The organism is Deltaproteobacteria bacterium, assembly GCA_005879535.1.
Classification (GTDB): domain Bacteria; phylum Myxococcota; class Myxococcia; order Myxococcales; family 40CM-4-68-19; genus 40CM-4-68-19.
On record VBKI01000047.1, the window covers coordinates 104,893 to 128,388 of the forward strand.

At 67.3% G+C, this 23,496-nt stretch carries 21 protein-coding genes, 1 tRNA gene and 2 pseudogenes; 4 read left to right on the plus strand and 20 right to left on the minus strand.

Annotated features, from left to right (window positions below):
- Positions 1 to 39: 39 nt before the first annotated feature.
- The 5 genes from E6J58_04110 to E6J58_04130 form a co-directional block, all read right to left on the minus strand.
- A tRNA-Gln gene (locus tag E6J58_04110) sits at positions 40 to 114 on the minus strand.
- A 21-nt stretch (positions 115 to 135) separates the two neighbouring features.
- Positions 136 to 1,353 (minus strand): FAD-dependent oxidoreductase, encoded by a 1,218-nt coding sequence (locus E6J58_04115; protein TMB40895.1) that lies wholly within the window; start codon positions 1,351 to 1,353, stop codon positions 136 to 138.
- A gap of 8 nt (positions 1,354 to 1,361) precedes the next feature.
- Complete coding sequence (locus tag E6J58_04120) at positions 1,362 to 1,895, minus strand: DUF1697 domain-containing protein (protein TMB40896.1); 534 nt, start codon at positions 1,893 to 1,895, stop codon at positions 1,362 to 1,364.
- Positions 1,896 to 1,911: 16 nt separating this feature from the next.
- A complete protein-coding gene (locus E6J58_04125) occupies positions 1,912 to 2,742 on the minus strand; it encodes an endo alpha-1,4 polygalactosaminidase (protein TMB40897.1) in 831 nt (276 codons plus the stop codon).
- A gap of 93 nt (positions 2,743 to 2,835) precedes the next feature.
- Positions 2,836 to 3,801, minus strand: coding sequence for a lyase (locus E6J58_04130; protein TMB40898.1), 966 nt, complete (start codon positions 3,799 to 3,801; stop codon positions 2,836 to 2,838).
- Between the two features lie 174 nt (positions 3,802 to 3,975).
- Here E6J58_04130 and E6J58_04135 point away from each other — a divergent pair.
- A pseudogene (locus tag E6J58_04135) lies at positions 3,976 to 4,101 on the plus strand (hemerythrin domain-containing protein).
- Positions 4,102 to 4,183: 82 nt separating this feature from the next.
- On the opposite strand, the gene E6J58_04140 reads toward E6J58_04135, so the two are convergent.
- The 12 genes and pseudogenes from E6J58_04140 to E6J58_04195 all read right to left on the minus strand — a co-directional run bounded on the left by E6J58_04140 (position 4,184) and on the right by E6J58_04195 (position 14,741).
- The gene (locus tag E6J58_04140) at positions 4,184 to 4,939 is read right to left on the minus strand and encodes a hypothetical protein (protein ID TMB40899.1); all 756 of its coding nucleotides are present in this window, start codon (positions 4,937 to 4,939) and stop codon (positions 4,184 to 4,186) included.
- A gap of 299 nt (positions 4,940 to 5,238) precedes the next feature.
- Entirely contained in the window at positions 5,239 to 5,607 is a 369-nt protein-coding gene (locus E6J58_04145; GenBank protein TMB40900.1) for a hypothetical protein, read from the minus strand.
- 74 nt (positions 5,608 to 5,681) lie between these two features.
- Positions 5,682 to 6,602, minus strand: a complete 921-nt coding sequence (locus E6J58_04150) for a serine/threonine protein kinase (protein ID TMB40901.1) — start codon at positions 6,600 to 6,602, stop codon at positions 5,682 to 5,684.
- Positions 6,599 to 7,423 (minus strand): sigma-70 family RNA polymerase sigma factor, encoded by an 825-nt coding sequence (locus E6J58_04155; GenBank protein ID TMB40902.1) that lies wholly within the window; start codon positions 7,421 to 7,423, stop codon positions 6,599 to 6,601. Before E6J58_04155 ends, E6J58_04150 begins: the two co-directional genes overlap by 4 nt.
- Positions 7,383 to 7,751 (minus strand): DUF1330 domain-containing protein, encoded by a 369-nt coding sequence (locus tag E6J58_04160; GenBank protein TMB40903.1) that lies wholly within the window; start codon positions 7,749 to 7,751, stop codon positions 7,383 to 7,385. Before E6J58_04160 ends, E6J58_04155 begins: the two co-directional genes overlap by 41 nt.
- Before the next feature lie 18 nt (positions 7,752 to 7,769).
- Positions 7,770 to 8,999, minus strand: coding sequence for an amidase (locus E6J58_04165; protein ID TMB40904.1), 1,230 nt, complete (start codon positions 8,997 to 8,999; stop codon positions 7,770 to 7,772).
- Entirely contained in the window at positions 8,996 to 10,108 is a 1,113-nt protein-coding gene (locus tag E6J58_04170; GenBank protein ID TMB40905.1) for a M20 family metallopeptidase, read from the minus strand. Before E6J58_04170 ends, E6J58_04165 begins: the two co-directional genes overlap by 4 nt.
- Positions 10,105 to 10,845 (minus strand): ABC transporter ATP-binding protein, encoded by a 741-nt coding sequence (locus E6J58_04175; protein ID TMB40906.1) that lies wholly within the window; start codon positions 10,843 to 10,845, stop codon positions 10,105 to 10,107. The genes E6J58_04170 and E6J58_04175 overlap by 4 nt, the downstream gene beginning before the upstream one ends.
- Positions 10,846 to 10,848: 3 nt before the next feature.
- Positions 10,849 to 11,625, minus strand: coding sequence for an ABC transporter ATP-binding protein (locus E6J58_04180; GenBank protein ID TMB40907.1), 777 nt, complete (start codon positions 11,623 to 11,625; stop codon positions 10,849 to 10,851).
- On the minus strand, positions 11,622 to 12,758 hold the full coding sequence (locus E6J58_04185) for a branched-chain amino acid ABC transporter permease (GenBank protein TMB40908.1): 1,137 nt from the start codon (positions 12,756 to 12,758) through the stop codon (positions 11,622 to 11,624). Before E6J58_04185 ends, E6J58_04180 begins: the two co-directional genes overlap by 4 nt.
- Complete coding sequence (locus E6J58_04190; GenBank protein ID TMB41068.1) at positions 12,755 to 13,669, minus strand: branched-chain amino acid ABC transporter permease; 915 nt, start codon at positions 13,667 to 13,669, stop codon at positions 12,755 to 12,757. Before E6J58_04190 ends, E6J58_04185 begins: the two co-directional genes overlap by 4 nt.
- A 9-nt stretch (positions 13,670 to 13,678) precedes the next feature.
- A pseudogene (locus tag E6J58_04195) lies at positions 13,679 to 14,741 on the minus strand (branched-chain amino acid ABC transporter substrate-binding protein).
- Positions 14,742 to 14,854: 113 nt separating this feature from the next.
- On the opposite strand from E6J58_04195, the gene E6J58_04200 reads away from it, so the two are divergent.
- Together E6J58_04200 and E6J58_04205 are read left to right on the plus strand one after the other, a co-directional pair.
- Entirely contained in the window at positions 14,855 to 16,198 is a 1,344-nt protein-coding gene (locus tag E6J58_04200; GenBank protein ID TMB40909.1) for an amidohydrolase family protein, read from the plus strand.
- A gap of 114 nt (positions 16,199 to 16,312) precedes the next feature.
- Positions 16,313 to 19,396: a TonB-dependent receptor gene (locus tag E6J58_04205; protein ID TMB40910.1), complete on the plus strand. Its 3,084-nt coding sequence runs from the start codon at positions 16,313 to 16,315 to the stop codon at positions 19,394 to 19,396.
- Positions 19,397 to 19,448: 52 nt separating this feature from the next.
- Here the strand turns inward: E6J58_04205 and E6J58_04210 are convergent, their stop codons facing one another.
- The 3 genes from E6J58_04210 to E6J58_04220 are packed head-to-tail and all read right to left on the minus strand — an operon-like array spanning position 19,449 to position 22,242.
- On the minus strand, positions 19,449 to 21,545 hold the full coding sequence (locus tag E6J58_04210) for a S9 family peptidase (GenBank protein ID TMB40911.1): 2,097 nt from the start codon (positions 21,543 to 21,545) through the stop codon (positions 19,449 to 19,451).
- Entirely contained in the window at positions 21,542 to 21,964 is a 423-nt protein-coding gene (locus E6J58_04215; protein ID TMB40912.1) for an acyl-CoA thioesterase, read from the minus strand. The genes E6J58_04210 and E6J58_04215 overlap by 4 nt, the downstream gene beginning before the upstream one ends.
- Positions 21,961 to 22,242 carry a hypothetical protein gene (locus tag E6J58_04220; GenBank protein TMB40913.1) on the minus strand — a complete coding sequence of 94 codons (282 nt, stop codon included), beginning with the start codon at positions 22,240 to 22,242 and terminating at the stop codon, positions 21,961 to 21,963. Before E6J58_04220 ends, E6J58_04215 begins: the two co-directional genes overlap by 4 nt.
- A gap of 159 nt (positions 22,243 to 22,401) precedes the next feature.
- Here E6J58_04220 and E6J58_04225 point away from each other — a divergent pair, with 159 nt between their 5' ends.
- Positions 22,402 to 23,496, plus strand: a complete 1,095-nt coding sequence (locus E6J58_04225) for an EAL domain-containing protein (GenBank protein ID TMB40914.1) — start codon at positions 22,402 to 22,404, stop codon at positions 23,494 to 23,496.

A 23,496-nucleotide genomic window follows, 5' to 3' on the forward strand; every position in this document is an offset into this window, starting at 1 on the left:
TGCTCGAGACGGGCGGGCAACCTAGCAGATCAGTGAGGTTGGCTGGGGCGGTAGGAATCGAACCTACAAATGGCGGGGTCAGAGCCCGCTGCCTTACCGTTTGGCGACGCCCCAAGAAACGGTCGCGACGTTTGCTTAGACCGGTCGCGCCAGTGGGTCAAGCGATCCGGAAACAGGCGCGAGGGAACAGCATGTCTGGGACCGCGTCGCTTCCTCCCAGCGCGCCGGATACAAGCCAGGCCGCCAGGCGAACCTCGCCTCGAGCGGATGGCCCCGGTCTTCGACCACGTCGGCGATCAGGGATCCCAGCACGGGGGCAAACTTGAACGCATGACCGCTGTCGCCGGTTGCGACGACGACGCCGGGGCGATCCGGATCGCGGGCGATCCAGAAATGGCCGTCCCGGGAATCGCAGTAGAGACAGATCCGCGTGTAGACGATGGGAGCGTCCTGCAGCAGGGGGAAGGTGGCCGCCAGGAACTCGCGAAGCTGCCGCGTCTCTTCCGCCGTGACGAACCTCTCGGCCGACTCGGGATGCATGGGCCGTCCCGCGCCGTGCCGGGCAATCTTGACCACTCCGTTCTCCGGGTGAGCCGGAAAGCCGTAATAGCCGGTGGTCTGGATCTCCGCGCAGAAGACCGGGAAGCGCTCCGGCAGGAAGGCGTCGCGATCGCGGGGCGCCAGATGGAAGACGGGATGTCCCGTCGAGCGAAATTCCGCCGCGAGCCGGGGAAGCGCATGTGGCGTCCAGGCGCCGAGAGCGAGAACCACTCGATCGGCCGCCATCTTCTCGCCGGCAGTCGACATGATTCCGATCCCGGCGTCGAGCAACCGCGCGAAGGCGACACCCTCGCGCAGCTCCACGCCCAGCCGCTGCGCTTCCGTGACCAGGCGCGCGATCGCCTTCCCGCTCTCGACGTAGCCGCCTTCGCGATCGTACGTTCCGTGGCCGTAGCGCTCTGCGTTCCAGGCAGGAAATCTCGCCCGGACTGCCGCGCTGTCGAGCAGCTCAGGCTCGTGGCCGCGGCGTGAAACGATCTCGAAGCTGTCCTGCTCCAGCGTTCCCGGCGCGAGCGGCGTCCGTCGCAGCAGCAACAGACCCGTCTCGTGGTACAGCGTTCCCAGATCGCGGTTCCACCGCCGCCAACCCTCGATCGCCCGCTCCGCCAGCTCCGTATAGCGCTCGTCGGCGCCGTACTCGAGGCGCACCACCTTGCTGATGTCGGTGGAAGCGGCCAGCGGGTGGGGAAGCGGCCCTGGATCGATCAGCGCGACTTCGTGGCCGCGCTCGCGCAGCTCGATCGCAGCGGTGACGCCGAATACGCCGGCGCCGGCAACCAGAATTCGGTCCATGCCGGCTCTTACGTACCGCGATCCTGGCGCGACCGCTCCACCACCTTCCGGATGGTGTCCCACGTGCGGGTGGTGACCTCTTTGCCGAACGTCCTCTCGATGAGCCCCATGAACACCGCCCCGCGCGGGCTCGGCACGTAAGCGGTGAAGACCTCGCCGTCTTCGATGCGCAGGATGCGGGCGCCGTCGAGCTCGAGTGGCAAGCGGAGCCTGCCTCGCGGCTTCCCGCGCACGAACGTGACCACGCGCTGCGCGTCGGATCCGAGCCGGAAGCGTTGGTAGGGATCGGAGGCGAGCATTTTCTGGAGCGCGTCGATCCGCCGCACGATGGTGAGAAAAGGGCTCCCGAGGTGTTTCTTCATCGCCGCCTCGGCCTTGCGCTCGAGCGCCGCCTCGGGCGCCGCGGCCGCGCTGAAGACCACGTTGCCGCTCGAGCGCACCGTCCCCACGTCGGTAAATCCGGCCGCCTCGAATGCCGTCTTCAACTCCGGCATCTTCGCGTTCATCGGACCTACTCCGCGAAGGAAAGCCGCGTAGTTCATCTTCGCTTCCTCCCATCTACCGGCACGAGTAGCGAGGCGCGTCCAATTCGACGTGCTTGATCAGCGTATCGAAGTTCAGCGCGTTTGCCTGCGGGCAGATGGTCGCCCCCTTTGCGGCGAGGTCGCCCGACGTGTACTCGACCTGGAACACCGCCTTGTTTGCCGCGATGAACGGCTGGAGCGAGCTGCACTCGTTGTACTGGAAGCATTCCTCGTTCAGCGCAAAGTCGACGTCGCCCAGGAGCTGCGGAATCTCGTCGAGGTCGTTCTTCAGCGCAAACGAGAGGCGCCGCGAGTGGGCCTCGGCCGCGAGCGTGCGGATGAAGCCCTGCTGGTCCGCTGCCGTGATCGGAAAGCCGGGATTGTTGGTGCGCGAATCGACGTCATCGGCCTCGACGGCGTCACAGCCCTTCTGCTGCGCGAGCGCGACTCGGGCCTTCATGACGTTCACCACCGCCGGCTGGCGGATGTCGAGCCAGTACTGCCCCGGCCAGCCGGATACGGGATTGCCCTTGTAGGGATCGAGCTGGGACGAGTCGGGTCGGCCCGGCTCGTAGGCCGTATCGAAGTAGCACACCACCTTGCGGCCCATGCCCTGAAGGGCCGCGATCTGGGCCGGCGCATTGTCGAAGAGGTCGATGTCGTAGGCGCCAGCGTCGACGGTCACGTCGAGGGCTCCGCTCAGTTGCCACTGCCACGACGTCCCCGGTCTGGGTTGCCACCACGAACCGGTGCCTCCATCGCCGCCGGAGCTTCCGCCATCGCCCTGTCCGGTTCCCTGCGGCTGCTGTGCAGTGCACGCCGTGAGGAGCGCCCCGCAAAGCACCATGCGCACGACAAGTCCCATGGATGCATTGTAATATGCAGCCCTCGGTGTAACTCCAGAGGATGCGTTGCGCCTAGCGCTTGCGGACCCTCCTGCCACTGATTGAGAAAAGACTCAGCGCGCAGGATCGGCGACGGCGACTTTGTTCACCCCGCTGCAGGCCAGGTACAGGCGGCCGTCCGGCGTCGACACCATGTTGCGTACGACCCCCCCGCCCGAGGCAATCGGAGTGGCGGAGAATTGCTTCGTTCGCGGGTCGAATCGCACCAACGTGTTGGGCGTCACCCCGGACTCGCTGTACCAGACGCTTCCATCCGGAACGACGGCGATGCCGTACGGGCGCGAGGAAGGCCCGCCCGGCGAAGCCCATTCCTCGATCTTGCCGGCCGTCAGATCCAGCCGGCCGAGAAAACCTCGCGCGTAATCGCTGTAATAGACGCTGCCGTCGGCCGCGAGCGCCAGCCGGCGTGGGCGGGCGCCGTCCGGCAGCGGGTACTCGCGGATGGCCATCGTTTGCGGGTCGATCGTCGCGAGCTTGTTCGAGCCGAACTCGCAGAAGACCGGCGTCCCTTGCGCGGTGATGACCATGCCGTAGGGCTTCGAGTCGCGCGTAGGGACCTCGCGCAGCTCCATCTTGCCGCTTCCTGGGTCGAGCCGTCCGACGGCGTTCGCCTGTTGCATCGTGAACCAGAGCCGGCCGCGTGAATCGATCGCCGGCGTATGTGGGTCCGCGTGCGCGAGCGAGACCGGGAACTCGGCGACCTTTCCGTTTTTCGGGTCGAGCTTTCCCACGTACCCCTTGTAGTTGGCAGTGAACCAGATGTTGCCCTCGCGGTCGGCGATCAGCCCGTGCGGGCCAGAGTCTGCGGTCGGCAGCGGATACTCGCGGATCCGGCCGCTCTTTGGGTCGAGCCTGCCCAGCTTGTTCGCCTTCTGCTCCGTGAACCAGAGAGAGCCGTCCGGCGCGACGGCCGGATCATGCGGACGTGCATCCGGTGTCGGCAGATCGAACTCGCGGATGGAGACGGGTGCCGCCGCGAGAAGCGCAACCACCGCGGTACCGAGGAATGGATGAGCCATCTCATCACCTCACTGAAGGAACACAGTGGGCTTGGCACGGCGCGGCTGCGCCCGCAAGCTGCGCGGGCGAGGAGGCACGGCATGGAACAGAGAAGGCGTCGGGATCTGCTGGTGGCCGGCATCGCGCTGGCAGCGTTTCCCGCGAGCGGCGCCGGCAAGAAAGCCAAGGAGGACCAGCAATTCGAGGAGAAGGAGCACGAGTTGCTCGGGGAGAACGGTTTCGAGAAGGCCGTCGCCGAGGTGGCGGAGTTGGAAAGGGGCCTCGCCATTTTTGATCTTGCGAAGTTTACCCCTCGATGAATGACGCTCCTTTCGCAGCCATCGTGGAGCGCTCCCTACCGCTTCGGAGCGGAGAACGGCAGAGGATCGCCGGGCTGCCGATTCAGAGCCTGTTCGCTACGCGCCGCAGCACGCCGGCGGGATCCTTCGAGATCACTCCTCCGTGGCAGGGGATCAGCCGGACCAATCCGGGGGTTTCGGCGAGGCGGAGCAGATGATTGCGCACGCGGCGCCGATCGCGGAGCGCAAACCAGCGCGCCAGCATCGTCACCCGCGGGCCGCCCGTCGAACCGAGCAGACGCAGGAGCAAGCCGTCGAGACCGGGCAGGTGCGGCAGATTCATGACGGTATCGCCGAAGAAGCAGAGCGAGGAGCGTCCTCCGCTGCTCGCGAGCAGCACCGGCTCATCGAGTTTGGTGCCCTCGATCGGCACGACCGAGACGTTCCGATCACGGGGCGCGTCTTCCCATCCGCCGTCCACCGGGGCCCTCTGCTCGACGCGGTGGCGCGATCCAGCCCCGGTCAGGATCCGCAGCTCGGGATAACGCCGCTTGAAGGCCGCGATGTCGAGGCGATGCAACGAGTTCGGCACAAGGAGGCAGGCGGGGTCGCCAAACGTCTCGATCTTGCGCATCGCCTCTTCGCGCAGCGGCATGGCATTGAGGAAGAGGAGCCGTCCGTCGGTCGTGCGCGCGATGCACATCCTGCGCGGCACGTGCCCCCGCGGAAGAACGCCTTCCACGGCCCAGAGGTTTGCCTCGAGCTTCTCGATGGGGCCGTGGCGGAGGACCGTCCAGGGGCGCTCGGTCGCGGCGATGAACTTTCGCAGATCGCCGTGCAACGAGTTTGAGAGCGGCACCGGGGTCCATGCCCGCCTAGCGAACGAAGTGGCCACGGGCGGGTTCCTGGCTGGAGTTGGGAGCGGCGACGAAGATGGAATGCTGGCGACGTGCTTCGCCCAACCGGGTCGCAGCGACCGCGAAACCGATGAACCAGGCGACCAGCATTCCGACCGCAAAACCCCATGCGCGCATCCTGTCCATGGCATTCCCTCCTCGTCTTTCCCGCACTGAGCAGGCCGCGTGCCAGAGCAAAGTGGCCTGATTCCAGTCGAAGGCGGCAGGAGGGCGGCGGTGCGGCAGTAGCGCCAGCGTGGCGCTACATGGGTCGCGATTGGGAGAGACGGTCCAAGGAGGGAGGCCGGCCAAACCGGATCGTCGCGTATCCGGTGAGCAGACCCACCAGGCTGCCGGGAAGGATGATCTCCAGGTAGTACTTCCCGCCCATCTGGGCGATGAAGAAGGCGAGCAAGGCGCCGATGAAGGTGCCGAATGCGAGCGTCCAGCCCAGGCTCGGCACCTTGCGCGCGAAAAGACCGATGATCGCGCCGGCCACGAGGCCCTTGCACGTCGAGCCCACCACGATCCCGAGCATCTGGGAGCGCGCTTCGGGAGTGAACCAGGCGGTGAGGCCATCGAGAATTCCGAGCACGCCGCCAACCAGGACTCCCACTGTGATGCGGTTCATTGTCAGCTCCGGGTGAACAAGGGCGCGAATTTGCGCCCCTTGCTTCTTCCCTTGTCCGCCGTGGCGGATTCCTTTCACCGGCCCGTGAAGAGGAAGATCAGCGCGCGTCCCGCGAGATACGTCAGGACGATTCCGATCGCGATCCGGTGCCGCTTCGCCACGCGCACCGCGCGGTCGAAGAACGTCTCCCGATAGGCGGATACCGCCTTGCCGTCGAGTAAACGGCTGACGTCCTGCGCGAGGGAGGGGATGTCCGGGTATCGATCGTCCTGCCGCTCGGCGATCGCTTTCGCGATGATGCCTCTCAGGGCCGCGGGTGAGTGGTCCGCGGCCATCCACCGCAGCAGCGCGCCGAGCGAGTAGACGTCGGTGCGCGCATCCACGCCGGCGCTGCCTCCGGACTGTTGTTCCGGGGACATGAAGCCCGCTGTTCCCAGGACTGCGCTCTCGCCAGTGTCGCGCACCGGCAAAAGCTCGCCGTCTCCCAGCACCTTGGCCAGTCCCCAATCGAGCACCAGCACCTCGCCGAAGGCGCCGACCATCACATTCTCAGGCTTCAGATCGCGGTGCAGGACGCCTTGCGCGTGTGCGAAGGCCACGGCTTCCGCGATCCGCAGGAAGAGGCGCAGGCGCTCGGCCAGCGGGAGCGGCCGCGCCAGGGCCCGGTCGAGCCGGTCTCCCTGCACCCATTTCATCGTGTAGAAGGCCCGCCCGTCGGGGAGCGAACCCACGTCGTGGACCGGAACGATCCCGGGATGCTCGAGTCGTGCCAGCACTTGAGCTTCGCGGCGCAAGCGGGCCTCGATGCCGGCGTCCGGCACGTCGATCACCTTGAGCGCGACCCGCCGCTTGAGCTCGGTATCTTCCACGACGTAGACGGTGCCCATGCCGCCGGTGCCAGCGACGCCGGCGAGGCGGTACTTCGTCCGCGAGAGATCCGGCTCGCGCACCGCCGCGCGCAACCGTGAGAGCGCGCCGTCGTCGAGTCGGGTCACGCCGCGTCCTCCCCCAGGAGCGCGCGGGCCTCCTCGAGGAATTCCTCTTCGCTGGCGGTCAGCTCGCGCAGGACTTCGAGCACGACATGCCGCAGCTCGCGCCGGACGCGGAACAGGCGATTGGTCACGTCGGTCACCGCGATGCCGAATCGCTGCGCCAGCTCGGCGTACGTTGGACGGGCGTCGTCGAGGTCGTACTGCTCGAGCAGGGCGTAGTGACCCGCTTTTCCCGCTTGCGCGCAGGCGTCGCGCAGACGCCGCAGCGCGGTGGCGAAGACCCCGCGCGCCCACTGCTTTTCGAACAGCGACTCCGGCGATTGGACGGTGTCGGCGACGCGCTCCAGTTCCTCCCGCGCGTCCTCGAAGTCGAATGGCACGGGCTCCACACCGCCACCTCGCTTCTGACGCCCGGCCGCCTTGTCGTGGTTGCTCACCAGGCCGTCGATGCAGACGCGCAGATACGTCCGCAAGCGGGCCCGGGAAGGATCGAAGCGCGACAGCAGATCGTTTTCCACCAGCTCGGTGAAGAACTCCTGCGCCAGGTCCGCCGCGTCTTCGTGCGGCCTGCGCCAGCGAAACCGCAGGTAGCTGTATACCGGCCGCCAGTACACGGAGGACAGCGTGGCAAGCCCGCGGGCGCGCTCGGTTGCGTCCGCGCTGCGCACCGAAACCAGGGCGGAATGCCGGGTGGGCGGGAATCCTCGCACCAGATCCATGCGGTCCTCATGCGCCGGGAAAAGACCCATCGTACAGCGTTCCGCGCACTCCCGTGCGCGGGCGCTATCGTCCCGGCCAATCGTCCATTGGCAGGAGGGCGACATCGCGCAGGGCTGCGCTGCGCTGCGGCGCGATCGCGCGCCAGGCGGGAGTCGCCAGCATGTCGAGATAGGCAGCCCGATTCGGGTACCGCACCAAAACGACGGCGTCCCAATCCTGCCCCGGCGCGGCGAGCAGCGGCTCCACGCACTCGCCCGCGTACAGGACCTGGCCGCCGAACGATCTCACGATGGGCTGCGCCGCCACGGAGTAGCCGAGATACTGGTCACGTCCGCCCTCGGCGAATCGGAGTAGCTGCACGAGCACGAACGGCCTGCCGCTGTCGCCCTTGCGGAAGCGTTCCAGCTCGCTGCTGCCCGGGTCGATGCCCATGCCGCACCTCTAGCACGGTCAGCGCACGTGCTGCTCGATCCAGGCGGCCGCCGCAAGCAGCTCCGCGTCACGCCCGCGGCGCCCGACGATCTGAAGACCGATGGGTAATCCGGCGGGTCCTTTCAGGACAGGCAGGGAAAGACAAGGGACGCCGAGCAAGGTCCAGATGCGGCAGAAGATCGGGTCGCCGGTGGCGCCGAGACCTTCCGGAGCTTCGCCAACCGCGGCCGGCGTCAGCAGCACGTCGACCTGCTCGAACGTCGCGTCGATCTCGCGGCGGCAACGTTCTGCTTGCTCGCGGGCCGCCGCGAGGCGGTTCGGCGTCACCTTGGCCCCTGCGCGGAGGAACTCACGGAGCTTCGGGCTGAGGCGTTCTTCCGGCTCGTCGCCGAGCGTCTCCGCCGCCTCCGCGCCCATGATCGCGATCTGCGCATCGATCAAGCCCGCGAACGACGCCCCAGTATCGACGTCGCGCGCGCCGAGCGCCTTGGCCGCCTGCTCCACCGCAGTCTGCGTCTCCAGTGCGGCGTGGGCCCAGGCCTCCGTCCGGCAGAACCCGAGTCGGGGATGCGCCGGCCGGATCTGCAGGGGCGACGCCGCAAGGACGGACACGAGGAGCGGGATGTCGTCGAGCGCGCGAACGAAGAGGCCCAGGGTGTCGAGCGATGGCGCGAGCGGGTGGACGCCTTCCAGCGGAAGCAGGCCAAAGCTGGGCTTGAACCCCATCACGCCACAGTACGAAGCAGGGCGGATCACCGAGCCTGCCGTCTGCGACCCGAGCGCCGCGGGAACCATTCCGTCGGCGACCGCCGCCGCGGAGCCGCTGGACGAGCCGCCCGGCGTCCGCGAGGGATCGTGGGGATTTCGCGTCTTGCCCGGGGAGTAGACGGCGAACTCCGTGGTCACCGTCTTCCCGAGCACGATCGCGCCTGCCTCCCGCAGCCGGCGGACGGACTCGGCGTCGTGCGAAGGCTGGTGGCCGCGGTGGATCGGGGACCCGTATGCGGTGGGCAGGTCGGCCGTGTCGATCAGATCCTTGACGCCGATCGGAAGCCCGTACAGCGGCGGCCGATCGCGCAGGGCGTCGATGCGCCGCGCTTCGGCGATTGCGGCTTCTGCGTCGAGCGCTTCCCAGGCCTGGACTACGGGCTCTCGCTCGGCGATGCGCGCAAGACATCTCCGCACCAGCTTTTCGGCGGAGATCTCGCGGCGGGAAAGCTGCGCGACGGCTTCGGCAGCGCCGATCATGCCGCGCACCAGGCGCGCGCGAGCTGCGTGTAGATTTCGACGCACTGCTCGATTCGATCGACGCGGCAGTGCTCGTCCGTCTGATGGCAGAGCGCCATCTCGCCGGGACCGAGGACGACGGTCGGAATGCCGCCGTACGCCGGCGTGAGAACGCTCGCGTCGGTGAAATAGGTGGCCGTACCTGGCGGCTCCTGCTCGCCCGTGACGGACGCGGTCACCTCCACCACCTGTCGGACGAAGGAATCATCCGCGGGCGTGCGCACGCCTTTCAGGTCGACGGTCGGAGTCAGCTCGACGTCCGGGCCCAGCAGCGCCTCGAGCTGCTGGCGCAGCTCCGCATGCCGCTGCGCGGGAATGGTGCGGATGTCGATGCCGATCACCGCTTCGTCCGGCACCGAGTTGACGTTCAGACCGCCCTTGATGGTGCCCACGTTGAGGGTCGGCGCGCCGAGCAGCGGATCGGGCGCTACGTCGAAGCGGAAGGCGCTCAGCGCCAGCACCGCCTGTGCGGCCTTGATCACCGCGTTCACGCCCATCTGCGGCATCGACCCGTGCGCGGTCACGCCGCGGGTGCGCGCGCGCAGCCAGAGCGCGCCCTTGTGGCCGATCACTGGCCGGTTTCCAGTCGGCTCGCCGACCACGAGCGCGCCGGCGTGACCCAACGCCCCCGGCACCTTTGCGAGGTGCGCTGCTCCCTCGCAGCCGGTCTCTTCGCCTGCGACCAGCACCAGCGTGATCCCCGCCTTGTGCAAAGGCGTCTTCGCCAGTCGCAAGGCCGCCGCGACCATCGCGGCGACGCCGCTCTTCATGTCGCTCGAGCCGCGCCCGTACAGCTTCCCGCCGTCCAACTCGCCGCCGAAGGGGTCGCGCGTCCACGGCGCGGCGCCGAGGGGCACGGTGTCGAGATGGCCCGCGAAACAGATGGGCAACCCGGGCCCCTCGCGCCGCGCGACGAGGGAGGCCCGCCCCGCGGCGAACTCGTGGGTCGCCACGCTGTAGCCCGCCTCGACGAGAAGCTGTCCCAGCCGCTCCGCGGCGGGCCGCTCGGCGCTCTGCGGATTGACCGTGTCGATGCGGACCAGATCGCGCGTCAGCTCGACGGCATTCACGGGTTCCTCCTTCCGGCAGGCGCGCCGCCGGACCCAAAGTACGCTGCGCGGACCTGCTCGTCACCGAGCAGGCCGGCCGCCGTGCCCTGCGCGACGACCCGGCCCTGCGAGAGCACGTACCCGCGGTGCGCAATGGCGAGCGTCTGGTGCACGTTCTGTTCGACCAGAAAGACGGTGACACCCTGCTCGTTGATGCGGCGGATCACGGCGAAGTTCTCCATCACGAACAGCGGCGAGAGCCCCAGCGACGGCTCGTCGACGAGCAGCAACTTCGGCGCGCTCATCATTCCGCGCCCGATGGAGATCATGGCCTGCTCGCCCCCGGACATGGTTCCGGCGAGCTGCTCGCGGCGCTCAGCAAGGCGCGGAAAGGCCGCGAACACGCGCTCGAGCCGCTGCTGGATGACGCGCGGGTCCTGCTCGAGGTACGCGCCCAGGCGCAGGTTCTCGACCACCGTCAGCCGGGGAAACACTTTCCGCCCTTCGGGAATGCAGGCGATCCCTTGGGCGACGATCCGGTGCGTGGGCAGCCCGGTCAGATCCTGCTTGCCGAAGAGGATCCGTCCGCGCCGCGGCGGCGTCAGGCCCAGGATCGATCGGATGAGCGTCGTCTTGCCGGAACCATTCGAGCCGAGCAGGCAGGTGATGCTCCCGCGCTCGACGATGAGCGAGACGTCCTGCAGCACGTCGGCGCGGTCGTACGCGGTGAAGACGTTCTCGACGCGCAGCTCTTCCATCCGCTACTCCAGCCCGAGATACGCCTGTCTGACTTGGGGATCACGTGAAACTTCGGCGTACGCGCCTTCGGCGATCTTCCGCCCATAGTTCAGCACCACGCACCGGCGGGTGACGCGCTCGATCACGGACATTTCGTGCTCGATGAGGATGATGGTCAGCCCGCCCACCGTCTGCTGGACCTGAAGGATGTCGTCCATCAGCCGCAGGGTCTCCTCATGCGTCATTCCAGCGGACGGTTCGTCGAGCAAGAGCAGCTTCGGCCGGCTGATCAGTGCCCGGCAGACTTCCACCCGCCGTCTGTCGATCATCGGGATCCGGCTGGCCGGTTCCATCATCCGGCCGGCCAGTGGCGGGTCGAAGATGTGCAAGAGCTCCTGCGCCGCGCGGTAGTTCTCGTCGATTTGCCGCCGGAGCGCCTGTCGCCGCACCAGGTTGAACCAGAGCCCGTGCTCGAGGTGCTGGTGATTGCCGACCATCAGGTTGTCGAAGATGGAGAGCGGCAGGCACAGGCGCGAGCGCTGGAAGGTGCGCGCGATGCCGATGCGGTAGATCCCCTGCGGACGCAGATCGGTGATGGGCGCGCCGGCGAACCGGATCTCGCCTGCGTCGGCGGGGAAGAGTCCCGTCAGCACGTTGAAGAACGTCGTCTTTCCCGATCCGTTGGGTCCGATCAGCCCGAGAACCGAGCCAGGGTCCACCTCCAGATCGAGACCATCGAGGGCGACCACGCCGCCGAAGCGGCGCGTCAGCCCGCGGCAGCTGAGGAGCGGCGCGGTCACTCCGGCGACCCGATCAGGCGGCGAAGTGGACGGGGGACGAGTCCGATCGGCCGGAAGAGCAGGGTGAGGACGACCATCGCCGCAAACATCAGGAACCGGTACTCCTGGATGATCTGCAGCTTCTCCGGGAGGAGGATGACGATGGCAGTCGCCAGCGAGAGTCCCCAGGGATTGCCGATGCCACCGAGCAACAGGATGGAGACGAAGATCAGCGATTCCGCGAACGTGTAGTTGTTCGGCGCGATGAAGCCGATCATGAACGCCGAGAGCGCGCCGGCGACTCCGATGACGAAGTTGCCGATGACGAAGGCGGCGATCTTCCAGCGAGCGATGTCCATTCCGAAGCTCGCGGCGGCGATCTCGTCCAGACGCACGGTGTCGAGAGCGACGCCGATCCAGGAGCGTTCGAGGCGCTGGACGACGGCAAAGGCGAGCGCGAGCAGGACGAGCGCGACCGCGATGTACTTCAGATAGAACGAGCCCTCGAAGGGGCCGATCTGCATGCGGTCGTTGAATCGCACCGGTCCGATGCGCATCTCGCCCAGCTTCAGTCCCTGCGGCCCGCCGAGCGCGTCGTTCACTTCCAGGAAGGTGCGAAACAACAGGGCGAACGCGATGGTGATCAGCGCCGCGTAGTGGCCGCGGGTCCTCAGGATCGGCAGGAGGAGGACCGTTCCCGCCAGGGCCGCGGTCGCGCCGCCTGCGAGCAGGACGAGAAGGTGGGGAAGTCCCGTTGCACGCGCGAGGACTGCCGCCGTGTATCCCCCGACGCCGAAGAAGCTCGCTCCGGCGAAGTTGACGACGCCGGCGTAGCCGAACTGCACGTTCAGGCCCAGGCAAGCGACGATGACGATCAACACCCGCGTGAGCAGCAGCAGCGCGAAGTCGTCCTCGCGCAGGATGAGCGCGAGCGCGACCACGGCGGCGAAAGCGAGGCCTCTTGCGAGCCGCTCGTTGCTGCCGATCGCCTTCGAAAACGGCTCCAGCAGCCGGGTCCGGATGGCCACGGCCCCGGCGGCAATGCCGAGAACGATGAGCGCCGCGATCGCGCGTTGCGATTCCGCCCGCAGCAGGAACCAGACGTAAGCCGTGGCTACAGCCGTGAAGAGGATTGCGAGAGCGCGCGATCTCATACCCGCTCGCTCGCGCTTTCGCCGATCAGGCCGGTGGGCCGGATCGCCATCAATAGAATCACGACACCGAAGGCGAACACGTCCTTGTACGCGCTGGCGAACGGGAGCGCGACGGCGCCGACGGTCTGCAGCGCCGCGAAGAGGAAGCCGCCCACGATCGCGCCGTACATGTTCCCGAGGCCGCCGAGGATCGCCGCCGCGAACCCGATGACGCCGAGGAGCAACCCCATCCCGAAGAACACTTCGTTGTAGTAGAGGCCGTCCATCACGCCGGCGAACGCAGCCAGGACGGACCCGAGCGCGAACGTGACCAGCACCACGCGCCGGAAATCGATGCCCATGGTGCGCGCGGTCTCCTCGTCCTGGGCGACGGCACGGATGGCGAGTCCCAGCCGCGTGCGCCCGATCAGCAGATGCGTACCGGCGATGAGCAGGCCACCCGCGACGAGGAGGATGACGTTGTCGAACCGCAGGTGGAAGGCTCCGATGTTCCAGCCGGAGGTGGGGAGCAGGGCGGGAAAGAGCTTGGGCTGGGAGCCTCCCGGATAGAAGAGCCGGATGCATTCGCGCAGGACGGTGCCCCCCATCAGCGTGACCAGGAGCACGTTGAGCTGCGGCGCGGTCTTCACCGGCAGCACGATGAAACGTGCCACGACTGCGCCGAGCAGCGCGGTGACGATCGCCGCCGTCGCGATCACCGCGATCAGCAGCAAGCCCGGCGAGGTCATGCCGGCCGCGGTGAGCAACGTCCAGGCGGCGAGGCCGGAGAAGGCGCCCGCCGCCACCACGTCGCCGTGGGAGAACTGGATGATGTCCAGCACGCCGAAGAAGAGCGTGAATCCGACCGCGACCAGCGCGTACATCATCCCGAGCATCGCGCCGTTCATCACGTACTGCGCGATGACGCTCAGGGACATGCGCTACTTCCCGCCGGTCAGCTTCCGCTTTCCGCTCGCGTATTCGCTCTCTTCCCAGGTCAGCCACTTGCCGTCCTGCACCACGTACTTCGCGATCGCAGGGACGGTGTTCTGGCCGTGGTCGTCGAAGGTGATCTTGCCGACGATGGAGTCGCGATCCTTCACGTTCGCCAGCTCCTTGATGATCTTCTTGCGATCCGGTCCCGCCTTCTCGATGGCGTCCATCAGGAGCTCGGCGGCGGCATAGGCGAACGGTCCGTAGGCTTCCGGCGGATTCGAATAGCCCTGCTTGTTGTAGTCCTCGAGAAACTTCTTCCCGCCGGGCAGCTTCTCGGCAGGAGCTCCCTCGCGGAAGGCCAGCGCGCCTTCGGCGAGCGGTCCCAGCGCCTTGATGAAGTCGTCGTTGACGATTCCGGACGTGCCGTCGAACTGCGCCTTGAGGCCGAGCTTGTCCATCTGCGCGCGGATGCGGACGCCGATGGGAGTGAGGCCACCAAAATAGATCGCCTCCGGGTTCTGCGCCTTGATCTGCGTCAGCTCTGCGGTGAAGTCCTGCTGGTCGGCGGTGACGCCGAAAGTGGCCACGATCTGCCCGCCGCTCTTTCCGAAGAACTGGCTGAAGTACTTGTTGTGACCCTTGCCGTAGTCGGCCGTTGACGCGGTGGATCTCCTTGAAGTCGTGCGCGTAGGTGATGTCCGGAAGCACGGCACCCCAGACGATCGCCGGAAGCCCGAAGCGGTGGTACGTGTCGACCGTCGCCATGGCCACCACCGAGCAGTAGTGGGTCACGCCCCCGACGACGGTGCGATCGGAGCCGGCCTTGGTGGCCATCTGCACGCCGGCGTCGGGCTTGCACTCGTCGTCGAGCACGAGAAGCTCGTACTGGTACTTCGCCTTGGCGTCCGCGTTGCGCAGCTTGACCGCCAGGTCGGCGGAATTGCGGCCGCCGAGGCCGATGGCGGAGTTGCCGCCGGTGAGCGGGCCGACGAACGCAATGCGGACGGTCTCCTTGGCGCGCGCGGAGAGGGAAAGCGTGGCGATCAGCGCTGCGGCCGCGAATCTCATTTTGCGCCTCCTGGGCAGCGGGACGGGCGCGTGAAGCTATCAAAAACCCGCCGCAGAGACATCGCCGGTCCGAAGGTTTATAAGTCGCGCCATCCCAAACCTGGAGGACGGGTATGAGGAAGACGCTCCCCGTCGCGCTGTCGCTCTTGATGTCGCAAGCCGCCTTTGCCGAAGTGGTCGTGCTGCAGGGGGCCACCCTGATCGACGGAACGGGACGGCCTCCACTGAAGAACGCGGTGCTGGTCATCGACGCAGGGCGCATCTCCGCCGTCGGTCCGGCGGACAAGGTGAAGGCGCCCCCAGGCGCGCGGGCGCTCGATCTCAAGGGCCGGACCATCATCCCGGGCTTGATCAATGCGCACGGTCACGTCGGGCTCGTGGTGGGCGGCCAGAGCCGCGCGGATGGATACACGCGCGAGAACGTCCAGACCCAGCTCCTGCAGTACGAGCGCTACGGCGTCACCTCGGTGCTCACGCTCGGTCTCAACCGCGATCTCGTCTACGACGTGCGCGATGAGCAGCGCCGCGGGACCGTGCCGGGTGCCACGCTCTTCACGGCTGGCCGCGGCATCGGCGTCCCCGATGGAGCGCCGCCGGTGCCGTCCGCGCCGGATCAGGTATACCGGCCGAGGACGCCGGAGGAAGCGGTGGCGAACGTCGAGGAGGCCGCCGCGCGCAAGCCCGACTACTTCAAGATCTGGGTCGACGACGTCTTCGGAAAGTTTCCCAAGATGGACCCGGCGGTGTTCAAGGCCGCCATCGATGCCGCGCATCGCCATTCGATCAAGGTGGCGTCCCACGTGTTCTACCTCGGCGACGCGAAGGCGGTGATCACGAGCGGCGTCGACGCGCTGGCGCACAGCGTCCGCGACCAGCCGGTGGACGACGAGCTGGTGGCGATGATGAAGAAGCGCGGCACGTTCTACGTCGCGACCTTGAACGTCGACGCCTCGTTCTCTGCCTTCGCGGACGATCCGGCGCTGCTCGACGATCCGTTTCTCACCGCCGCGCTGCCGCCGGACTCGGTGCAGCAGTTCCGGAGTCCCGAATATCGGGCGAAGGTCGCAGCCGATCCCAACGTGCCCAAAGCGCGCGCGGCGCTCGAGAACGGGATGCGCAATCTCAAGACGCTGCACGCAAGGGGCGTGCACATCGCCTTCGGAACAGATTCCGGCGCAAATCCCGTGCGCATCCAGGGCTGGGGCGAGCATCGCGAGCTGGAACTGATGGTCAAGGCAGGCCTTTCTCCGATGGACGCGCTGGTCGCCGCGACGCGGGGAAGCGCGACAATGCTTGGCATTTCCGATCGCGGGACGCTGGAAAAGGGCAAACGGGCTGATCTTCTCGTGCTTGCCGGGAACCCGCTCGACGACATCCGGAACACGCGCAAGCTCGTTTCCGTCTGGCACGACGGAAGGGAGATCCAGCCGCTCGTTGCGTCGGCGTCGGCGCGGTGACCGCGCGGGATCGGTAGCCCCCCGTTTGCGATTCGCAAGTCGGCAAGTGTAGGCTGCGCGCGGAATCGAGCAGCGCGGCGAGATCCTGCCGCTGATCGACAGGGGATACGACATATGAATCCACATCGGACGACGATCCAGGTCGCTTCGATCCTTCTCTTCTCGGCTGGGGTTGCGGTTGCTCAGGCTCCGGGGACGACGGCTCCCCCGCCGGCCGACCAGCCGGCGGCCACCGAACCCACGGTGCCGACGAGCGCGCCGCCAACGACGGAGAGGCGGCAGACCGTGACGGAGGAATTGGTCGTCACCGGGTCCCGCATCCGGCGCAAGGACCTGACCACCCCGGCTCCCGTGACGGTCGTGACCAGGGAGCAGTTCGAGAGCAGCGGCAGGATGACCATCGGCGATTACCTGCAGACGATGCCCGAGCAGGGCAACGCGCCGAACTTCCAGCTCAACACGGGCGGCATCAACTACGGAGCTGACGGCACCACCCGCATCAACCTGCGCAGCCTCGGGATCCAGCGCACGCTCGTGCTGATCAACGGGCGCCGCGTGGTGCCGGGCGGACTCGGCGCCTCCGCGGCGGTGGACCTGAACACCATCCCCACCGAGGCCATCGAGCGGGTCGAGGTGCTGAAGGACGGCGCCTCCGCCGTCTACGGTTCCGACGCCATCGCAGGAGTGGTGAACGTCATCACGCGCCGCAGCTTCAACGGTACCGACCTCGGCGCGCAGTACGGCCTGTCGGGGAAGGGCGACGCGCAGACGTTCGATGCGCACGTCACCACCGGGACCCAGGGCGACACCGCGGGTGCCATCTTCTCGGCGCGCTACTTCAACCAGCGGGACTCCTGGCTGCGCGACCGGAACTGGTCGCAGCAGGCCCTCGACTACGACTACACCGGCGGCGGGGTGACCCCGAGCGGCAGCAGCCGCGTCCCCCAGGGTGCGCTGCGGATTCCCGAGGACCCGAACAACCCCGGTACACCGCTGTGCAACGGCAACCCGTTCTGCACCGCCTTGACCAACACCCTGGGCTGGTCGGTCACCCAGCGCTACATCCGCAACAGCACCTCGTCCGCCGGGTCGACGCCGGTCGTCTGCACGACCGTGCTGGGACAGCCGGAGTGCTTCCGCAAATTCAATACGGCGGCCCCCGACAACAATGGGACCGGCAACGACTTCTACAACTTCGCCGCCCAGAACTATCTCACCATCCCCTCGACGACGATCCAGGGCTTCTCGGCGGGTGAAGTAAAGTTCCCGGTGGCCCGCGGGTACTACGAGCTCTCGTACACGCAGCGCAACTCGACACAGAACGCGGCGCCGATGCCGCTCAACCCCGGCGACTACAACAACATCGTCTACTCCAAGGACAGCGTCTACAACCCCTTCGGCACCGACCTGAGCTTCCTCGGCCGCCGTCTCGTCGAGTTCGGCAACCGCACGTATTCCGAAGACCTGTCCACGTTCCGCGTGGTGACCGGCATCGACGGCACGCTACCTGATGTCTTCGGTCCGGCGCAGGGATGGTTCTGGAACGCGTCCGCAAATTACGGCCGCACCGCGGGCACGTTCACCACCGGTGGATCCTTCCGCAACTCCCGGGTCCAGAGCGCGACGGGGCCGAGCGTGCCCAGCCCGAACGGCCCGGTATGCGTCCAGACGCCCGGCCAAATCAGCACGGAGGTCGCCGGCTGCACCCCGCTCAATCTCCTCGGCGGACCGGGGAGCATCCAGAGCGCGCAGCAGGACTATCTGGGTTTCACGGGCACTTCCCGCGCTTACGATCAGCTCTTCACCGCGGGTGCCGACCTCGCCGGCGACCTGTTCCCGCTCGCCGCGGACCGCCCCGTGTCGCTCGCGCTCGGTTACGAGTTCCGTCACCAGCTCGGCTCGCAGATCGCCGATCCCATCGCCGCCGCGGGTGACTCGGCCGACTTCAACTTCAAGTCGACGAGCGGCGGGTTCCATTCCAACGAAGCGTTCGCTGAGCTGTCGGTGCCAATCCTCGCCAACATGCCCGGTGTCGAAGCGCTCGAGGCAAGCCTGGCGGGTCGGTATGTGAACTACAGCACCTTCGGCGACAAGTTCACCTACAAGCTGGGAGCGCGCTACACGCCCGTGCGCGATTTCACTGTCCGCGGCACCTACTCGACGGCCTTCCGCGCACCCAGCATCTCCGAGCTGTACCTGGGCAACAAGGAAACCGATCCCGCGGCGACAGACCCTTGCGCCGACCTGGGCGCGGCACCCGGGGGCGCCACGGGGCCGGTCGCCACGCGCTGCAGGAGTGGCGGCGTGACTGGCAGCGGCTCGGGCGACACTGGCCTCCAGGAACTCACGCGTACCGGCGGCACCCCGACGCTGCAGCCGGAGACGGCGAGGGCCTTCACTGCCGGCCTTGTGTTCCAGCCGCAGGCGGTGCGCAATCTGACGTTCACCCTGGACTACTTCAACGTCACCATCGACGATGCCATCGGGCTCACCGGCACGGCCAACATCCTGAATGGTTGTTACGTAGGCGGCGTTTCCGAGTACTGCGGCCTCATCGTCCGCAACGCCTCCGGCGGCATCCAGTACGTCAATGACTTCTACGCGAACATCGGCCGTATCAGGACTGGCGGCATCGACTTCGCCGCTCGGTACACGCTGCCCACCGACTTCGGGCGCTTCGCCTTGGGATTCGACGGCAGCTACCTCGCCTTTTACTACATCACCCTCAAGCTGAAGAGCGGCGACGCAAAGATCCCGGGCAAGGACAACTACGACGCCGGCAGCTTCGGCGCGCTGCCGGCATTCAAAGCCACCGCGAGCCTGGACTGGAGCGTGGGCGGCTTCATCGCGGGCCTGACCAGCCGGTTCGTCAGCAGCATGAACGAGTGCGCGAACCCGTACGATCCCTCGACGGCCCAGGGCGGCATCTGCAGCGTCATCAACGTCGATCCCGTCACCGGGACCAGCGTCAGCTCCAACCCGCTCCGGCGGCGGGTGGAATCGTACTACCAGCTGGACGTGCACGCGGGATACACGCTCGCGAGCACGCTGGGGAGGACAACCCTCTTCGCGGGCATCATCAACGTGACCGACAAGCAGCCGCCCTACATCTACAGCGCCGCCTTGGCCAATTCCGACCCCAGCACGTACGACTACATCGGCCGTTACGTGTACGGACGCATCCAGCACCGGTTCTGAGAGGCACGTTGCCGCCGGCGGCGCGGTCGCTCGCGCTGCCGGCGGAATGAGGTCAGTGCGGTAGCTGCGTCAGGAGCCACGCGTAGTCGTACGCCGTGTCGCGCAGCTTGTCGTATCGGCCCGAAGCGCCGCCATGGCCCGCCGGCTCCATGTTGATCTTGAAGAGCAGCGGATTGCGATCCGACTTGGTCGCGCGCAGCCGCGCTACCCACTTCGCCGGCTCCCAGTACATCACCTGAGAGTCGTTGTAAGACGACCTCACCAGCATGGCCGGATATGCCTTGGCGGCGACGTTGTCGTACGGCGAGTACTGGCGCATGTAGCGGAACTCGTCCGGCTTCTTCGGATTGCCCCATTCCTCGAACTCGGGGACGGTCAAAGGCAGGCTCTCGTCGAGCATGGTGTTGATCACGTCCACGAAAGGCACGTAGACGAGGGCGACCCGGAAGAGATCCGGCCGCAGGTTGAGGACGGCGCCCATCAACAGGCCGCCGGCGCTGCCGCCGCCGATCGCCAGCCGGTCGCGCGCCGTGTACCGCTGGGCGATCAACCAGTCGGCGGTGTCGATGAAGTCGGTGAAGGTGTTCATCTTGTTCATCATGCGGCCCTGGTCGTGCCACTTCTTGCCCAGCTCGCCGCCGCCACGGATGTGAGCGATGGCAAAGGTCACGCCGCGGTCGATGAGGCTGAACCGCCGTGAATCGAAAGTATCCGGGTACGGAAAGCCGTACGCGCCGTACGCATAGAGAAAGAGCGGCGCCTTGCCGTCTCGCGCGGCCCCTTTGGCGTGCACCAGCGCGACGGGAACGCGCGTGCCGTCGCGGGCGATGGACCAGACGCGCTCCACTTCGTATCGGCCGGGATCGTAGTTGAGCACCGGGTCACGCTTGACGAGCTTCCATTCCGCGGAAGCGAAGTCGACGTCGTACTCGCTTCTCGGCGTCACCGGCGACTGGTACTCGACGCGCAGCGACGGCGGATCCCAGTCCTCGTTGTGATACGGCCGCAGCTCATAGTCGGGCTCGGGAACGGGAAGCTTCCGCTCCTGCCGGTTGCGCAGATCGCGCACGACGATCTGCGGCAGGCCACTCTCGCGCTCGTGCCGGACGAGGTGATTGGCGAAGAGATCGATGTCGAGGAGCATGACGTCGTCGCGGTGCGGTACCAGCTCCGTCCAGTTCTCCTTGCGCGGCGACCAGACGGGCGCCGTCACCAGGCGGAAGTTGCGACCCGTGGAGTTGGTGCGAATGTAGAAAAGGCCGCCGCGGTGATCGACGTAGTACTCGTGTCCTGCCTCTCGCGCCTGCACCAGCGCCGGCGTGGCAAAGGGGTCGCTGGCGGGCAGGAACCGCACCTCCGTCGTGGTGTGCGACACGGAGGCGACGAACATGAAGTCGCGGGAGCGCGAGCGCCGCACGTCGAGGTTGAACCTCTCGTCCGGCTCTTCGTAGAGAAGGTCGTCCTTCGCCGCGCCGATCGCGTGCCGGTAGACCTGGTAGGCGCGCTTGGCGACCGGGTCTTCCACGACGTAGAGGAGATACCGTGGGTCGCGAGACCAGGCGATCGAGTCGACGCGCGCGATCTTCTCCGCCCCGTCCTTCATCGTGCGCAGGTCGCGCATGTGCAGGTCGTACTGGCGGAAGCCGGTCTCGTCGGTCGTATAGGCGAGCAGGTTGCCGTCGTCGCTCACGTCCCACGAACCGAGCTGCATGAACTTCTTGCCCTCGGCGAGCTGGTTCACGTCGAGCAGCACCTGCTCTTCGGCGTGGGGCGATCCGTTGCGCCGCGCCAGGATCACATACTGCTTTCCCTTCTCCGTCCGCGTGTAATACCAGTAGCCGTCCTTCGAGAAGGGCGCGCTGGCGTCCGTCTCCTGCACCCGCGAGAGCATCTCCTGGTAGAGCTGCCGTTGCAGGCCCTGCGTCGGCTGCATGAACGCGTCGGCGTAGGCCACCTCGGCATGCAGGTACTGCACGACCTGCGGCGAGGCTTTTTCCCGCAGCCAGAAGTAGTCGTCCGGCAGGGTCTCGCCGTTCACCGTCGTCGGGTGGGGGACTTTCTTCGCCACCGGCGGGTCGAGCTGCCGCGGCGACCCGCTTTGCGCGCCGGCGCAGGCGGCGAGAGCAAGGACGACCAGGAACCTCTTCATTTCGCGGCTCCAGGGGCGATGCGCGCCAGCGCTTCGCGGATGGGCGGAGGAATGGGCGCCGGCCGGCGGGTCGCCCGGTCGACGAACACGTGCACGAACGACCCCTGGGCGCAGAGCACCTGGCCATGGAAGATGCCGATCGCGTAGCGCACGCTGCTATTGCCCAGCTTTTCCACCCGCAGTCCCGCGGCGATGGTGTCAGGGAAGGCGATGGAGTGCTTGTAGGCACATTGCGACTCGACGCAGACGCCGATCACGGCGCCGCGGTCGATGTCGAGCCCGCCTTCCTCGACCAGGAAGCGGTTGATGACCGTATCGAAGTACGCGTAGTAGACCACGTTGTTGACGTGGCCGTAGACGTCGTTGTCGTTCCAGCGCGTCTGGATCTCCAACAGATGCGGGAAGTCGTCCGGCGTCATTTCGGGGTGCCGCAGTCGTAGGCCTTGGCGGCGACGGTGACCACGTCGGGAGAGACGGACTCGCTGTCGTAGACGAAGTCCGTTGCTCCGGATGCCGCGCACTTGATGCGCGCCTCCGCCCGGGCCTGCAGGAGCCCCTGCTCGCCCGCCTGGGTTGACGAGCCGACGAAGCGGCCCAGCATCGTGCAGGCCTTCACCGTCTCCTCGTCCTTCGCTTCGTGCATCGCCTCGACGCGCTCGGGCGCGACCTTCGGAGTGCTTGCGCAAAACGCGAACATGCTGGCGAGGAGAAAGGATCCACGCATGCGAGCGTCTTTATGTCATCGTCATTCCGCCGTCCACGACCAGCGGTCCAGATTCAGGAACCGACACGAGATTTGTGAGGCCGATCACCTCGCTTGACGCATCTTCAGCAGATCGCTTACACACGCGAAGTCTTGAGCCGGATCCGTCCATCTTCCTCGCCGGAGCCGGCTTCCTGCATCGCGCGCGCCCTCCACCAGCGCCTGCCCGACCGCATCCGGGGCGCCGGCACCCTCTATCTGTGGCTCCGGCGCGGGCGGACGGCGTTGCGCGTCGCCCGGCGGCTGGCCTCCGCCGGGTGGGAGCACGACTTCATCGACGCCTGCGCGCGGATCCCGCTCGGCAACGGCGACGTCCAGGTCTGCACGGCGGAGCTCTGCTCGGCGCTGAGCGAGGCGGAGGCGCAGGCCACCCGCGCCCTCTTCGTCCCCGGAGAGGGCGTTCCGCAGCTTCCGGACTTCGCCCGGATGACCTCGCTGCACGCGCTCGACGTTCTCGCGCGGTCGGGGTGGCTGCTCGATCAGCTCGCCGAAGGGCGATTCGTCAGCTTCTTCCATCCCATCGTGCACGCGGAGGATACCGGCCGCGTCTTTGCCCACGAGGCGCTCCTGCGCGGCGTGGAGCGCGACGGCTCCATCATCGACGCCCAGCCCATCCTCACGCTCGCGCGCGAGGCCGACCTGCTCTCGGAGGTCGACTCGGCGGCGTGCCGGAGCGCGATCCGCGAGGCGGCGCGCCACGGACCGGGGATGTGCGTATTCATCAATTTCTCCCCGGCCGCGATCCGCGACCCCGAGGCGCACCTGAACTCGACGGTGATGGCCATCGAGGAGGTCGACCTGCCGCGCGAGCGGGTCGTCTTCGAGGTCACGGAGGCCGATCGTTACGGCGACTCTCCGCGCCTGCAGCAGGTGCTCAACGCATACCGGCGCGCGGGCTTCCGGGTGGCGCTCGACGACCTCGGCGCAGGGTGGTCGACGCTCAATCTGGTGCACCGGGTGCGCCCGGACTTCATCAAGCTGGACCGGGAGTTGATCCGCGGCGTGCACGACGACCCGGTGAAGGCCCTCATCGCCCGCAAGCTGCTCGAGATCGGCCATGGCATGCGCATCGGCACCATCGTGGAAGGGATCGAAGAGGAGGCGGAGTTGTCCTGGGTCCGCGACAACGGCGCCGATTTCGTGCAGGGGTTCTTGCTCGGCAGGCCTTCTCCGGTAGTGAGGAGCTAG